General features: G+C 63.5%; 12 protein-coding genes and 1 pseudogene. 3 read left to right on the top strand and 10 right to left on the bottom strand.

Going from position 1 to position 13,726, the window contains the following annotated elements; all coding sequences use genetic code 11:
- Nucleotides 1–359: 359 nt before the first annotated feature.
- From PLAV_RS05175 to PLAV_RS05140, 8 genes and pseudogenes are all read right to left on the bottom strand, one after another.
- Nucleotides 360–1,049 carry a response regulator transcription factor gene (locus tag PLAV_RS05175; RefSeq protein ID WP_012109895.1) on the bottom strand — a complete coding sequence of 230 codons (690 nt, stop codon included), beginning with the start codon at nt 1,047–1,049 and terminating at the stop codon, nt 360–362.
- Nucleotides 1,046–3,767 (bottom strand): annotated as a pseudogene (locus tag PLAV_RS05170) (DUF4118 domain-containing protein). The gene PLAV_RS05175 and the pseudogene PLAV_RS05170 overlap by 4 nt, the downstream one beginning before the upstream one ends.
- Nucleotides 3,768–3,830: 63 nt before the next feature.
- On the bottom strand, nt 3,831–4,394 hold the full coding sequence (locus tag PLAV_RS05165; RefSeq protein ID WP_012109894.1) for a potassium-transporting ATPase subunit C: 564 nt from the start codon (nt 4,392–4,394) through the stop codon (nt 3,831–3,833).
- Between the two features lie 21 nt (nt 4,395–4,415).
- A complete protein-coding gene (gene kdpA / locus PLAV_RS05160; RefSeq protein ID WP_012109893.1) occupies nt 4,416–6,098 on the bottom strand; it encodes a potassium-transporting ATPase subunit KdpA in 1,683 nt (560 codons plus the stop codon).
- 125 nt (nt 6,099–6,223) lie between these two features.
- On the bottom strand, nt 6,224–8,341 hold the full coding sequence (kdpB, locus tag PLAV_RS05155) for a potassium-transporting ATPase subunit KdpB (RefSeq protein WP_012109892.1): 2,118 nt from the start codon (nt 8,339–8,341) through the stop codon (nt 6,224–6,226).
- Between the two features lie 37 nt (nt 8,342–8,378).
- Entirely contained in the window at nt 8,379–8,468 is a 90-nt protein-coding gene (gene kdpF, locus PLAV_RS05150) for a K(+)-transporting ATPase subunit F (RefSeq protein ID WP_012109891.1), read from the bottom strand.
- Nucleotides 8,469–8,853: 385 nt separating this feature from the next.
- A complete protein-coding gene (locus PLAV_RS05145; RefSeq protein ID WP_012109890.1) occupies nt 8,854–9,075 on the bottom strand; it encodes a DUF1858 domain-containing protein in 222 nt (73 codons plus the stop codon).
- Nucleotides 9,076–9,156: 81 nt separating this feature from the next.
- Complete coding sequence (locus PLAV_RS05140; protein ID WP_202944003.1) at nt 9,157–9,936, bottom strand: Crp/Fnr family transcriptional regulator; 780 nt, start codon at nt 9,934–9,936, stop codon at nt 9,157–9,159.
- A 53-nt stretch (nt 9,937–9,989) separates the two neighbouring features.
- Here PLAV_RS05140 and nirK point away from each other — a divergent pair, with 53 nt between their 5' ends.
- Together nirK and PLAV_RS05130 are read left to right on the top strand one after the other, a co-directional pair.
- Nucleotides 9,990–11,042, top strand: a complete 1,053-nt coding sequence (gene nirK / locus PLAV_RS05135) for a copper-containing nitrite reductase (RefSeq protein WP_012109888.1) — start codon at nt 9,990–9,992, stop codon at nt 11,040–11,042.
- Nucleotides 11,043–11,119: 77 nt separating this feature from the next.
- On the top strand, nt 11,120–11,572 hold the full coding sequence (locus PLAV_RS05130) for a pseudoazurin (RefSeq protein ID WP_012109887.1): 453 nt from the start codon (nt 11,120–11,122) through the stop codon (nt 11,570–11,572).
- 9 nt (nt 11,573–11,581) lie between these two features.
- On the opposite strand, the gene PLAV_RS05125 is transcribed toward PLAV_RS05130, so the two are convergent.
- Nucleotides 11,582–12,058: a membrane protein gene (locus PLAV_RS05125; RefSeq protein ID WP_012109886.1), complete on the bottom strand. Its 477-nt coding sequence runs from the start codon at nt 12,056–12,058 to the stop codon at nt 11,582–11,584.
- Nucleotides 12,059–12,126: 68 nt separating this feature from the next.
- On the opposite strand from PLAV_RS05125, the gene PLAV_RS05120 reads away from it, so the two are divergent.
- The gene (locus tag PLAV_RS05120; RefSeq protein ID WP_012109885.1) at nt 12,127–13,296 is read left to right on the top strand and encodes an NnrS family protein; all 1,170 of its coding nucleotides are present in this window, start codon (nt 12,127–12,129) and stop codon (nt 13,294–13,296) included.
- A gap of 2 nt (nt 13,297–13,298) precedes the next feature.
- Here PLAV_RS05120 and PLAV_RS05115 read toward each other — a convergent pair whose 3' ends face one another.
- Nucleotides 13,299–13,709: a SirB2 family protein gene (locus tag PLAV_RS05115; RefSeq protein ID WP_012109884.1), complete on the bottom strand. Its 411-nt coding sequence runs from the start codon at nt 13,707–13,709 to the stop codon at nt 13,299–13,301.
- Between the last annotated feature and the right edge of the window lie 17 nt (nt 13,710–13,726).

Raw genomic sequence — 13,726 nt, 5'->3', positions numbered from 1 at the left:
TTTGCCTATGCACACGCAGAGCACACGGTCCCTTCCAAGTCATTGAGGTAAAAGCCAACTCGCTCAAATCCATCATGAGCGCCACAGCTATACAATTAGCCAAGCCCTTAATTTTCCTTATCTTTTTATTTCGGTCCGTCCAATTTCTCTTTGGACAGACTGGTGAATTTCATACGCAGATTACAGACGTGCGCCACCTTTTCTACGATTTTTGTCGGCACGAGACGTCGCTTTGCAGGCGATTTTGCCTTGCGAGTGCACACGCAGCGCACGACAACTTGAATACAGAAACCGCCCACTGGCAGGGCAGCTGAAACCGTGGCGTGGTCCCTGAAGAGCCCCCCTCTCCCGCTCTCTCATCAATCCGGTGCGCGCAGCCTGTAGCCAATCCCGGTTTCGGTCAGGATATATTCCGGCCGTTCGGGATCGGGTTCGATCTTTTGTCTGAGTTGGCGGACATAGACCCTCAGATATTGGGCGTCAGTCAGTTCGTCCCACAACTCGCCGAGCAAAAATCTGTGCGTCAACACCTTGCCCGCGTGCTGAACGAGAACGCGTAGCAGGTCGTATTCCTTGGGAGACAGCTTCACCTCGTTATCGTTCACTTTGACGATGCGTCGCACGAGGTCGACGGCAAGCGCGTCGACATGAAAGACCGGTCGCTCGCCCTGCATCTGAAGCCGGTGGCGAAGCGCCGCCCTCATTCGTGCAAGCAATTCATCCATGCCGAAAGGCTTCGTCACATAGTCGTCGGCGCCGAGGTCGAGTGCCTCGACTTTGCCGGTCTCGTCGCCACGGCTGGACAGGACGACAATCGGAACGCTCTCGTTGCGGCTTCGGATCGTCCGCAGCAGGTCAAGCCCCTGAATGTCCGGCAGCCCGAGATCGAGGATGATCAAATCCGGATTCTGCGCAAGCATGTCCAGAGCCGTCCTGCCGTTCGGCGCCTCCTGAATTTCATAGCCATGCGCACTCAGGCCCATGCGCAACAGTTTGCGGATCGGCGGTTCGTCGTCGATGACGAGTACGCGATGGGAGGCGGGGCTCATGCGGCGGTATCCAGTTCTGTCGAGTTCACCGGAACCGGCAGCCTGATCGTGAATACGGCTCCGGACCGGTCGATCCGGTTCGCTGCCGCGATCGTTCCGTGCAGAGCTTCGACGAAGCCGCGCGAGATCGCCAGTCCGAGCCCGGTGCCGGCCCTGACCCGGTCGCCCTTCTGGGCGCGAAAGAACTTGTCGAAGATATGTTCCAGATCATCGGACGGAATGCCATCGCCTTCGTCCAGAACCTGCAAGCAGACGGAGCCGCCGTCGCGCCAGCCCTGGATGCGGATCGTCGTGTCCGCCGGTGCGTATTTCGCCGCATTGTCCAGGAGATTGAACAGAACCTGTTCGAACAGAACGGCGTCGAGTTCGAGCATCGGCAGGCCGGGCGCCAGTTCCAGTTCGACGCGGTGCTGCGCCAGAATCCTGCCTGCGCGCCGAAGCGCGCTTCCGACGATCTCACCGAGATCGTGCAGGGCGGTATTCGGAGCGATGGCGCCAGACTCCAGCCGCGTCATGTCGAGAAGATTGGCGATAAACCGGTTGAGCCGTTCCGACTCGTCGACGATCGTTCCGAGGAGATCGGCCCTCTCCGCACCGCTGAGCCTGCCCGACAGATCCCGCAAGGCGCCGGCGGAGCCGAGAATGGCGGCCAGCGGCGTCTTGAGGTCGTGCGAAATCGACGTCAGCAGCGCCGAACGCAAGCGTTCGGTTTCGGCGGCGCGCTCCACCCGGTCCATATCCTCCACAAGGTGTACCCGCTCGATCGCCAGAGCCCCCTGATCGACCAGGGCATCAAGCAACCGGCGCTCGTCGGGGCTGAAAAGTGGGCCCGGCTTGTCACTGTCGATGCCGACGACGCCTATGGCGCCGCGCCCGGTGCGCATGGGCAGGAAGAGGCGCCTGGCGCCCGGAAGCGTGTCCGAGCCGCGACCCGCCGAATGATTGGTCTGCCATGCCCATTTGGCGGCCGCGAGATCGGCTTCGTCCAGCATGTCTTCCGGCGGATAGCCCGCCTTCAACACGAGGGAACCGTTCTCCGGAAGCAGCAATACGACCCGGACCTTCAGCATCAACGCTGTCTGGTAGGCCATAACCCAAAGCACGTCGTCGAGCGTGCCGACACCGGCCAGTTTCCGGCTGAATGCGTGGAGAGACTCGGTCGTCCGTGCCCGCTCCATCGCCGAGAGCGCCTGAATGCGCGCGCGCGGCAACGTTCGAGACGATGATGGCGACGATCGTGAAGAACAGGACGGCGACGATATTCGTCGGATTGGCGATAATGAACGTGTAATGAGGATCCGTGAAAAAGAAATTGAAACAGAGCGCCGAAACAATGCTGGCGTAGAGAGACGGCCACAGGCCGAAGCGTACGGCGATGCCGACAATCCCGGTGAGGAAGACGAGGCCGATATTCTCGACGCCGATCAACGGCCATAGCAACGCCCCCAGAGCGACGGCCAGGAAGATCACCGATGTCGCCGTGACATAGGGCTTGGGATCGAAAGTCTGAAGCCTTTCCGCCGGCTTCACTGTCTTCTTCGGGATCGGGTTCGCTGCAAGCTCCTCGCCCGCGATGACATGCACGCTTATGTTGCCGGCTCGGCCCACAAGATCATGCACGACCGAACCGTGCAGAATTTCGAACCAGCGCGCGCGAGTGGATTTCCCGATGACGATGTGCGTGATGTTGTTGGCCTGGCTGAAGGCAATCACATCGTCGGCGATGCGCCGCTCGCCGCCGGGGACCGTTACGGGTTCACCGCCAAGGGCCTCGGCCAGCCGGAGCGTATCGGCAATCCTATCGCGCTCCTCCTCGCTCAATTGCAGGCTTCGCCCCGTTTCGACATAGAGCGCCGTCCAGGGTGCGCGCAACCGGTCGGCCAGACGCTTGGTGTAGCGCACGAGACCCGCCGAGCGAGGGTCTTCGCTGATGCAGATGAGAACGCGCTCGCCGGCGGCCCACGGCCCGGAGATCGCCTGAGCCTGCATCTGCGTGAGCAACTGCTCGTCCACGCGCTCCGCCGTCCGACGCAGCGCGAGTTCGCGGAGCGCCGTCAGCTTGGCCGGCGCGAAAAAATTCTCCAGCGCGCGCTCGGCCTGCTGCGGAATATAGACCTTTCCTTCCCTGAGCCGTGCAATCAGGTCCTCGGGCGTGAGGTCGACCAGTTCCACGGAGTCGGCCCGGTCGAACACGGAATCGGGAACCGTTTCGCGCACGCGAACCCGCGTGATCTGGGCGACGACGTCGATCAGGCTTTCGATGTGCTGGATGTTGACCGTGGTGTAGACGTCGATGCCGGCGCTCAGAAGTTCCTCGACATCGAGATACCGCTTCGGGTGGCGGCTGCCTGGCGCATTGGTATGGGCAAGCTCGTCGACAAGCGCGATCTGCGGCCGACGCGCGAGGACGGCGTCGATATCCATTTCCTCAAGCCGCTGCCCTTTGTAGTCGACCTGCTTGCGCGGCATGATCTCGAGGCCGTTCAAGAGCGCCTGGGTCTCCTTCCGCCCATGCGTCTCCACGACAGCCACGGCGACGTCGTATCCATCCTTCTTTCGCGCGCGCGCCGTTTCCAGCATCGCATATGTCTTGCCGACGCCAGGCGCGGCGCCGACATAAATCCGGAGCTTGCCCCGCCGGCTTTCCTCCTGCCGGGCCGCTTCAAGCAAGGCCTCGGGCGACGGACGCTTGTCGATGTCACGCCGATCTTCCGCCATCAGCCGTCCGAACCTCTCAGCGCCAACCCCTTGTGCATTCCGTGTGGCCGTCCTCGCCTTTGCTCATCCCGCTGTCTCGACCCGATCGAGCGCGAGGTTGAGTTCTAGCACATTCACCAGCCGGTCCGGCGCCAGGAAGGCGCCCGGCGCGAAGGCATGTTCGTGGATCAGGGCTTCGACGCCTGCCTGCGGCAAGCCCCGGGCCTGCGCGACACGCGCCGCCTGATAGAGTGCCCCCCGCTCGGAGATATGCGGATCGAGCCCCGCGCCCGAAGCTGCCGCGAGTTCGGCCGGCAAGGGGTTTTCCGCGGTAGCGCCATAGCGCGCGACCGTCTCGCGCGCCCGGTCCGCAATATCCGTGCTCGTCGGCGACTTGTTGCTGCCGCCCGCGCCGGCGCCATTGTAGTCCACGGCGGAGGGACGGGGCCAGAAGTAGCGCGGCTCGGTGAAGTTCTGCGCGACCTGACTGCTGCCAATCACCTTTCCGTCCGCGGCGGCGATCAGCGATCCTTGCGCGCTGCCGGGCATCAGAACCTGGCCGACGGCCCAGACCGCCGCGGAATATCCGGCGACGCAAATCAGCATGGTGGCCGCGACGAGGCGGATGCTGGCAATGAAGGATTCCATCTGTCTGTTCTCCGGCCTGTTCTAGTTCATGTACATTAGATGCTCGGCGATCGGCCCCAGCGTGGCTGCGGGGAAGAAGGTCAGAGCGCCGACAACGAGGATCGTGGCGAGCAGCATGCCGCCAAAGGTGCCGTCTTCGACGCCAAGCGTGCCGACCGATTCCGCATTGCGCCGTTTCGCCATCAGCGAGCCGACGATTGCCAATGGCAGGATGATCGGTATGAACCGCGCGAGCAGCATGATGATGCCGGTAGCGATGTTCCAGGGCGCGGTGTTGTCGCCAAGCCCTTCGAAGCCCGATCCGTTGTTGGCGCTCGCGGAGCTGAACTCATAAAGGATCTCGCTGAAGCCGTGCGGGCCCGTATTGTTGAGAGTCTCAAAGCCCCACGGCGTTGCGGCAAAAATGGCGGTGCCACCCAGAATGAAGAGCCCGTGGGCAACCAGCGCGAGGATCGCGAACTTGACCTCGCGCGCCTCCACCCGCCAGCCCAGATATTCAGGGGTACGGCCGACCATCATACCGGCGATGAACACACCGACGATGATGTAGAGGAACATGTTGATCATGCCGACGCCGACGCCACCGAAAGTCGCGTTCAGCCACATGCCGATCATCGGCATCAGTCCCGTCATGGGGTTCAGGCTGTCATGCATGGCACCGACGGAGCCATTGCTGGTGGAGGTGGTGAGTACCGACCAAAGCGGACCGCCGGTTGCGCCGAACCGCAGCTCCTTGCCTTCGAGATTGCCGACCTCCTGTTCGATCGGCAGTCCGGCAAAGGCCTGTGTCGGTGCTGCTTCGAACCAGACCGCACCGGTGATCTTCACGAGAAGCAACGTCAGCATGACGGTGAAGACGATGGCGGCGTGACGGGTGCGTCCGACGATACGGCCGAACATCCACACGCAGGCCATCGGGATGAGGATGATGGCGATCATCTCGATCGCGTTGGTCCAGAAGGTGGGGTTTTCGAGCGGATGCGTGCTGTTCGGTCCGAAGAAGCCGCCACCATTCGTTCCCAGCTGCTTGATCGCGACAAAGGCGGCGACGGGACCGCGCGCTATGGTCTGCTGAATACCTTCCAGCGTTGTCGCCACAACCGCCCCGTCGAATGTCATCGGCAGTCCGCCAATGACCAGCACGCAAGCGAACACGAAGGCGAGCGGTAGCAGGACGAGGAACGACGCGCGCTGCAGGTCGACGAAGAAATTCCCCATCTCGCGGCCGGCCAGCCCGCGCGCGAGTGCCGCCAGCGCCGCGATGCCGGTAGCCGCCGAGACGAACTGAAGCCACATCAGCGCGCCGAGTTGCGACAGGTAGCTCAACGACACTTCACCGGAATAGTGCTGCAAGTTCGTGTTCGAGGTGAACGAAGCCGCCGTGTTGAAGATCAGGCTTCCCTCGATCGCTTCCTTGCCGTCCGGGTTGAGCGGCAGATATTGCTGCAGCGCCAGGATGGCGAAGCTCACTACGAACATGATCGCATTGAAGACGAGCATGGCGGTCAGGTATCTTTTCCAGTCCTGTGACTGACGGGCGACCCCGCCGCCGATGGTTTGAAACATGTGGGTGAACCGGTCCGCGGAGCGGCTGGCCGAGGCGGCCGGGTCCATGGCCCACTTCATGTAGCGGCCGAGCGGCCAGGACAGGAGGGCCGTACCACCGACAATGAACACGACAAAAATGATGGCAGAGGAAAGCATCGGATATAACTCCAGTATCCTGAGGGTCAGGCTCGATCGACGGCGAAGATCATCGCCAGCAGAAGACCGAAAACGGCAAGTCCGAGAATGAAATAGATCGGCACCATGACGGCAGTCCTTTCCGGTCAGACGAGATGCAGGGTGGTCACGATCATGTCGATGAGCTTGATTCCGGCGAAGGGTACGATCAGCCCGCCAAGGCCGTAGATCAGCAGGTTGCGGCGCAACAGCGGGCCGGCGCCGATGGCGCGGTAGGCGACGCCCTTCAATGCCAGCGGAATGAGCCCGATGATGACGACGGCGTTGAAAATGATGGCCGACAGGATCGCACTTTGCGGGCTGGCGAGATTCATGACATTGAGCGCGCCGAGCTGCGGGTAGAAGGCAAGGAACATCGCCGGGATGATCGCGAAATATTTCGCGACGTCATTGGCAATCGAGAAAGTGGTGAGCGAGCCACGGGTCATCAGCAACTGCTTGCCGATCTCGACGATCTCGATCAGCTTGGTCGGATTGGAATCGAGGTCGACCATGTTGCCGGCCTCGCGGGCGGCCTGCGTGCCCGTGTTCATCGCCACCCCGACATCGGCTTGGGCGAGAGCCGGCGCATCGTTGGTGCCGTCGCCGCACATGGCGACGAGCTTGCCCTTGGCCTGTTCTTCCCGGATGAGCTTCAGCTTGTCTTCGGGCGTTGCTTCGGCGAGGAAGTCGTCGACGCCGGCTTCGGCCGCGATCGCCGCCGCCGTCATCGGGTTGTCGCCGGTGATCATGATGGTCCGGATACCCATGCGCCGAAGCTCGGCGAAGCGCTCGCGGATGCCGCCCTTCACAATGTCCTTGAGGTGGACGATGCCGAGAAGGCGCCCATCTCTGGCGACAGCCAGCGGCGTGCCGCCCGATTTTGCGACTGCCTCGGCAATCGCGTTGATCTCATGCACCGCGTCGGCGGCGAGCGCGGGCTGCTGCGGGCGAACGATGCCGGCTGGATTTGCTGTGGTGGGCGATGCATTGAGGTGGTTGAGGATTGCATCGACCGCGCCCTTACGGGTCCAGGAGCCGTCGACTTCGACCCCGCTCATGCGGCTCTGCGCGGTGAAAGGGAAGAAGTTGGCTTTGAGTTCCGCCAGATTGCGACCACGAATGCCGTACGTCTCCTTGGCGAGCACGACGATGGAGCGACCTTCCGGTGTCTCGTCAGCAAGCGAGGCGAGCTGCGCCGCATCGGCAAGTTCCCGCTCGCTGACCCCGCGCAACGGCCTGAATTCCGTCGCCTGCCGATTGCCGAGCGTGATGGTGCCGGTCTTGTCGAGGAGAAGCGTATCGACGTCGCCCGCTGCCTCAACCGCGCGGCCGGACATGGCGAGCACGTTGAACCGGACGAGACGGTCCATGCCCGCGATGCCGATGGCGGACAGCAAGGCGCCGATGGTGGTCGGGATGAGCGTCACGAACAACGCAACCACGACCACGACCGGTACGGAGCCGCCGGCATAGGTAACGAAGGCCGGAATGGTCGCCGTGGCGATGACGAAGATGATGGTCATGCCGGCAAGCAGGACGTTGAGTGCAACTTCGTTCGGCGTCTTGTGCCGCTGCGCGCCCTCGACCAGGGCGATCATGCGATCGAGAAAGGACGACCCCTTCGCCGAGGTGATCCGCACCACGATCCGGTCCGAGATGACCGTGGTGCCACCCGTGACGGCCGACCGGTCGCCGCCGGATTCGCGAATGACGGGAGCGGATTCACCCGTGATCGCCGCTTCGTTGACCGAGGCCATTCCGTCGATCACCTCGCCGTCGCCGGGAATGATGTCACCCGCCTCGACCAGCACCAGATCGCCCGGCTGAAGCAGGTCGGCCGGGAGGCTTTCGTGCAATTCGCGGTTGTCCGGCTGGAGCAGGCGCTTTGCCGTCGTTTCCGTCCTTGTCTGCCTGAGCGTGTCGGCCTGCGCCTTGCCGCGGCCTTCCGCCACGGCCTCGGCAAAGTTCGCGAACAGCACCGTAAACCAGAGCCAGAGGATGATTTGGAAGGTGAAGCCCAGATCCGCTCCGCCAGCGACCAGGTCGCGCAGAAAGAGGACAGTCGTCAGTACCGTGACGACCTCGACCACGAACATGACGGGGTTCTTCACGAGCGTCCGAGGGTCCAGCTTCCGGAAAGCCAAGCCGATCGCGGGGCCTATGATCTTCAAATCGGCAAGCGCCGAAACCGGCATCCTCTTGCGCATGGTCGACGTTTCCATCGGCATAACTCCGTGAAATCAGTTCAAGGATGCGGTTCTAGAAGCGCTCGGGCCGCATGAGCACGTAGAAAAGGTAGAGCAGCAGGCCCGCGGTCACGATGCCGGCAAGCGTGTAGTCGAAAGCCATGAGGTTTTCCTTCCCGGTGACAAGCTCAGCCCACGGAAGACAGACGTAACGCGCGCGGCATTGATGCTAATCGAGCATCCGAGCGGTGCCCCGTCCTTCAGGCGTCAATTACATGCCATGCGGTGGGATAGGATTTCGAGGCGGGAGCGGGCGCGACGTTATAGGAATTCCATAAAGACGCGGTGCGTCATTCACATCATCCGCAGGGGATTACTTATTTTCGGGTCCTGAAGCGGGGATAAAGACGACGACTGTCATCGAAACGTCACTTTAACGTCACAAACTGCTTCGGTGCGTTTTGCGAGGTACTTGTCCCCGCCTCGGTGAGCGCTTCGCCGAGCGGATTTGCGTGCGCATGGAAGTGCCGGTCGAGCACATCCGGCGTCTAGCGCTCTTGCGGGGCGCGCTCCTTCAGCATCTGCATCAAGTCGCGCTTCAGGAGATTGGCATCGACCCTGTATTCGCTCGCCGCTTCATCGATCGTCATGAACGGCGCAATCGGACAAGCCGGACAGTTCATTTTGTAGTTCAGAAAGACCCGCACCGTTTCAGGCCACCGGCGCAGCCATTCGCCGACCGTCACGGTCGAAAGATCGATCTCCGGCATCCCGTTCCTCCTCCGGTATTCGTTGTGAAGGAAGCCTAGCGGCAGAACGCCGCGCGTCATTTGCGCAAGCGCAATTCGCGCTTAATTCTGTTCCGCGATTTCCACGAGCCGATGGGGATGGCGGATGACGAGATGGCTCGACCGGCGCGACTCGATCACGCCTTCATGGTCCCAGGCCGACAGTGTGCGGCTGACCGTGTGCAGCGTCGTCGCCGTCATTTCGGCCAGGTCCTGACGGGACAGCGGAAAAGGGATTTCGATGCCGTCCTCAATGCGACGCCCTGTCTGGTTTGCCAGCCGCAGAAGGGTGGCCGCGATCCGCTGTTCGACGCGCTGAGTGGCGACCTCCTGCAGACGGCGCTGCAACTCCTCGATCCGTCCGCCGACAACGCCGATCGCGTTGCGCGCGATGACAGGGTGAAGGTCCATCAATTCGCCGAAGCGCAGGGCGCTCCAGCTCAGCGCGAGGCTGTCTTCCAGCGCCACCGGCGTTGCGGGAAAGGGCATGCGGCGGAGCACGGCGACAGTGCCGATCATGTCGCCCGCGCCCATATGCCGCAACACGATGTTCTGTCCGTCGGGCGTGACCTGGTCGAGCCTGATGTGCCCCCAGCCCAGCACATAACAATGCGTGGCCTCGTCGCCCTGCTCGAAGAGGTTTTCTCCTTTCGCGACAGTCTGTTCGCGCGCCGCCTCCGCCACGGTGGCGAGGGCGTCCCTGTCCAGCCCGTCGAAAAGGGGGACGGCGCGGATGATCCCGACGCGGCTGGCTGTGTCCATCTTCTTTTCATCTCTTCCCGTGTGAACCGCCGAGACGAATTCGCCGGCAATTGCTTCAGCGCAAATCGGCGCCACCGTCATGACCCTATCTTCAGGACACCAACATCGATCACGCGCGTCAAGGAGACCGCAAAATGAGCCCCTTCAGAAAAGCACTCATCGGCACCGCAAGCAGCATCGCGCTGCTCGCCAGCCTCTCCATCGGCGCCGTTGCCGCCGATCCGGCAGCGGACACCGAGGCCGGGGCGGCCCTCACCTCCATCGCTCTCGACCCCACGACCGTTCCGGCTCCCATCGCCCGCGACCATGCGGCGACGATCAAGCTGGAACTGCAAACCATCGAACGCGAGGCGGAACTCGCGGACGGCACCACCTTCCGCTTCTGGACCTTCAACGGCACGGTGCCCGGCCCCTTCGTGCGGGCACGCGTGGGCGACACAATCGACGTCGCCTTCAGCAATGCCGAAGACAGCACCATGTTCCACTCCGTCGACTTTCACGCGGTGACGGGACCCGGCGGCGGCGCGGTGGCGACGCAGACGGCGCCCGGCGAGCATAGCGGCTTCAGTTTCAAGGCGCTGAACCCCGGCATCTATGTCTATCACTGCGCCACGCCGATGGTGGCCGATCACATCCAGGCCGGCATGTACGGGCTGATCCTGGTCGAGCCGGAAGGCGGCCTGCCGCCTGTCGACCGCGAACTCTATGTCATGCAGGGCGAGGTCTATACCGAGCTTGCCTATGGCGAGAAGGGCGAAGCCTTCACCGATTACGACAAGCTGCTCGACGAGAAGCCGGAATATTACGTCTTCAACGGCGCGGTCGGCGCGCTGGCCGGCGACAACGCGATCAAGGCGAAGACCGGCGAAACGGTCCGCATCTATTTCGGCGTCGGCGGTCCGAACAAGACCTCCAGCTTCCACGTCATCGGCGAGATCATGGACAAGGTCTACACGCATGGCTCGCTGACGAGCCCCGCCTCTCTCGATGTGCAGACGGTAACGGTCGCCCCCGGCGGCGCGACGGTGGCCGAGGTCACCTTCGACGTGCCGGGCCGTTACCTCCTCGTCGATCATGCACTCTCCCGGCTGGAACGCGGCCTTGTCGCCATGATCGAAGTCGAAGGGCCCGCCGATACCGCGATCTTCAATACGGGCGACGCCGAACTCAGCATGGCTGGTCACTGACAGCGCCGCTCACCGGGGGGCTCGCGGACGGGCAGACAGCCTGTCCGCGAGACTCCGCTCAGACAAGGAACATGAAAATGAAAATCGAACCGAAAGTCCTCGCCCTCGCCGCCGCCCTGCTCGGCCTCGCATCCGGTGCCACTCCGGTGTTCGCGGCGGAACATGAGGTCCGGATGCTCAATCGCGGCGAGGCCGGCGCAATGGTCTTCGAGCCTGCCTGGCTGGAAGTCGCGCCCGGCGACACGGTGACCTTCGTGCCGACGGATCGCAGCCACAATGCGGAGAGCATCGCCGCCATGCTCCCGTCCGGCGCCGCGCCCTTCAAGGGCAAGATGAACGAGGCCGTCACGGTGACGTTCAGCGAGGAAGGCGTCTATGGCTACAAGTGCCTGCCGCATTATGCCATGGGCATGGTGGGCATCGTGGTGGTGGGCGATGCAGCCGTCAATCTCGATGCAGCAGCCGAGGTGAAGCATCCCGGCAAGGCGCGCGCGGTCATGGCGGAACTGCTGGAGAAAGCAGCGCCCTGACCGCCCGGATCAGAACAGGAAGCTGCCATGGCCGCCCAGCACCGCGCCCGCAATCGTCAGGAGACTGAGCGTCAGCAGGACGCGGTGAAAGCGGAGCACCAGCGCGAAGGTGCTCTCCGCATCGCGGGCGGCGCGGCGGCGAAACCAGTCGTGAAGGAAAAGCGGCTCGGCGACGAAGAGGACGAAGGTGAAGAGCGCCCATACAAGCAGCATCGCATGCATCCACCAGAAGGCGGGATCCCCGAAGCGGTCCCATGCCTCGAGCCGCCAGGTCATGTAGAAGCCGCTGAGGCCTGCCAGCGTGACGGCGATTTTCGCCTGAAAGGCAAAGCGGCCTTCGATTTCCTCGAACAACGCCGCGCGGCGTTGCGGTTCGGAGAAACGTGCGACGGCTGGTAGGATCACGAGGGTGACGAGCGTCACGCCGCCGATCCAGTGAACCAACGCGAGAACATGGAGAGCACGGGCAATGGCAATATCGTCCAAGGGATGTCTCCGCGGCATGAAATCGTCCGCCAGAATAGGACGCGCAACCCTCGCGCGCACGCGCTGATATGCCGGTGCCGCGTTATGCCTCGGCCGATGCCTGGCCGCTTCTCTCGGCGGGCTTCCGGCCCTTCTTCCTTGCGGCCGGCCTCTGGGCCGCCTTCGCCATGGTGCTGTGGATCCTGATGCTGCGCGGCACCGTCGACCTGCCGACGGCATTTTCGCCCGTCGTCTGGCATTTCCACGAATTACTGTTCGGTTTCGTCACGGCGGCGATTGCGGGCTTTCTGCTCACGGCCATACCGAACTGGACCGGCCGTCTGCCGCTGCAGGGCTGGCCGCTCGGCGGCCTCGTGCTGCTCTGGATCGCAGGGCGCGCGGCCATCGCCTTCTCGGCCGTTCTCGGGCCGGGCCTTGCCGCGGCTGTCGATCTCTCCTTTCTCATCGTCTTCGCCGCCGTGGTCGCGCGCGAGATTCTTGCCGGGCGCAACTGGCGCAACCTTCCGGTGCTCGCCGCACTTGCCGTGCTCATTGCCGCCAATGCGATGATCCATGCGGGGGCCTTCGGGCATTACGAATGGGAGGATGCGGGCAAGCGTCTCGCCATCGCCGTCGTGGTCATGCTGATCACGCTGATCGGCGGCCGCATCATTCCGAGCTTCACGGCGAACTGGCTTCGCCGCCGCAAGGCCGACGAGATGCCGGCGCCTTTCGACCGTTTCGATCTTGCGGCGATGCTGATCGGTCTCGCGGCGCTGCTGATATGGGTGGCGAGCGGACTGAACGCGGTCTCCGGTGCGGGACTGCTTATCGCCTCGGGCGCCCATGCGCTGCGGCTCGCACGCTGGCGGGGCGCGGCGACGCGGGAGGAACCGCTGCTCTGGATCCTTCATATCGGCTATGCCTGGCTGCCGCTGGGACTTGCCCTGCTCGGCCTCGCCGCCTGGCGGCCGGAGCTTGCCACCATCGCCATCCATGCGCTGACGGTCGGCGCCATGGGCACGATGATCCTCGCCGTGATGACGCGGGCGAGCCTCGGCCACAGCAAGCGCGAGCTCACCGCCGGGCGCGGCACGCTGATCTGCTATCTTCTGGTGCTGGTGGCGGCGCTTGCGCGTCTCGCCGCGCCTTTTGCGGACGGCTCCTATGCCGCCGCGCTCGATCTTGCGGGCGGCGCCTGGATCGCGGCCTTCCTTCTCTTCGCCGCGCTCTACCTGCCGCTCTATATCCGTCGCTGAGGCTAGAGGCTGCTGAAGATGCCAGCCGGGTCATGCGCCAGCGCCACCGAGACGATATAGAGGAAGACCGCGAGCGCCGCCGCGAAGGCGCCGATCCGCTGGCCCCTCGTCCGCCCGAAGCGGAAGGCCATCATGCCGAGCGCGATATAGACCACGAGCAACACGACCTTCACGGTCAGCCAGTGATCGATGAAGGGATATTGCTGTACGATCGTCATCAGCATCAGCGCGGCGGTGAGCAGCACCGTGTCGATCGTGTAGGAGAGGAGACGGACCGGCGCCGCCATGGCGAGGCGCTCCCCCGTTCCGCCAGCGCCCGCAAAGAGCGCAAGCCCGCGCATGGCGAAGAGCGAACCGCTCGCGATCACGCTCCAGATATGGACGAGCCGGATCTCGGCATAGAACTCGATCATGCCGCGCTCCGGCCCGC

It is taken from the genome of Parvibaculum lavamentivorans DS-1 (genome assembly GCF_000017565.1).
GTDB classification, from domain to species: Bacteria; Pseudomonadota; Alphaproteobacteria; order Parvibaculales; family Parvibaculaceae; genus Parvibaculum; species Parvibaculum lavamentivorans.
The sequence above is the reverse complement of the archived record's forward strand: the minus strand, read 5'-3'. Positions and strand labels throughout refer to the sequence as shown.

Bases quoted from the DNA above. Each gene is read 5' to 3' on its own strand.
- PLAV_RS05140 (WP_202944003.1), bottom strand. From the start codon at position 9,936: ATGACGGTGGCGCCGATTTGCGCTGAAGCAATTGCCGGCGAATTCGTC.
- kdpB (WP_012109892.1), bottom strand. From the start codon at position 8,341: ATGGAAACGTCGACCATGCGCAAGAGGATGCCGGTTTCGGCGCTTGCC.
- PLAV_RS05165 (WP_012109894.1), bottom strand. From the start codon at position 4,394: ATGGAATCCTTCATTGCCAGCATCCGCCTCGTCGCGGCCACCATGCTG.
- PLAV_RS05175 (WP_012109895.1), bottom strand. From the start codon at position 1,049: ATGAGCCCCGCCTCCCATCGCGTACTCGTCATCGACGACGAACCGCCG.
- nirK (WP_012109888.1), top strand. From the start codon at position 9,990: ATGAGCCCCTTCAGAAAAGCACTCATCGGCACCGCAAGCAGCATCGCG.
- PLAV_RS05115 (WP_012109884.1), bottom strand. From the start codon at position 13,709: ATGATCGAGTTCTATGCCGAGATCCGGCTCGTCCATATCTGGAGCGTG.
- kdpA (WP_012109893.1), bottom strand. From the start codon at position 6,098: ATGCTTTCCTCTGCCATCATTTTTGTCGTGTTCATTGTCGGTGGTACG.
- kdpF (WP_012109891.1), bottom strand. From the start codon at position 8,468: ATGGCTTTCGACTACACGCTTGCCGGCATCGTGACCGCGGGCCTGCTG.
- PLAV_RS05130 (WP_012109887.1), top strand. From the start codon at position 11,120: ATGAAAATCGAACCGAAAGTCCTCGCCCTCGCCGCCGCCCTGCTCGGC.
- PLAV_RS05120 (WP_012109885.1), top strand. From the start codon at position 12,127: ATGCCGGTGCCGCGTTATGCCTCGGCCGATGCCTGGCCGCTTCTCTCG.
- PLAV_RS05145 (WP_012109890.1), bottom strand. From the start codon at position 9,075: ATGCCGGAGATCGATCTTTCGACCGTGACGGTCGGCGAATGGCTGCGC.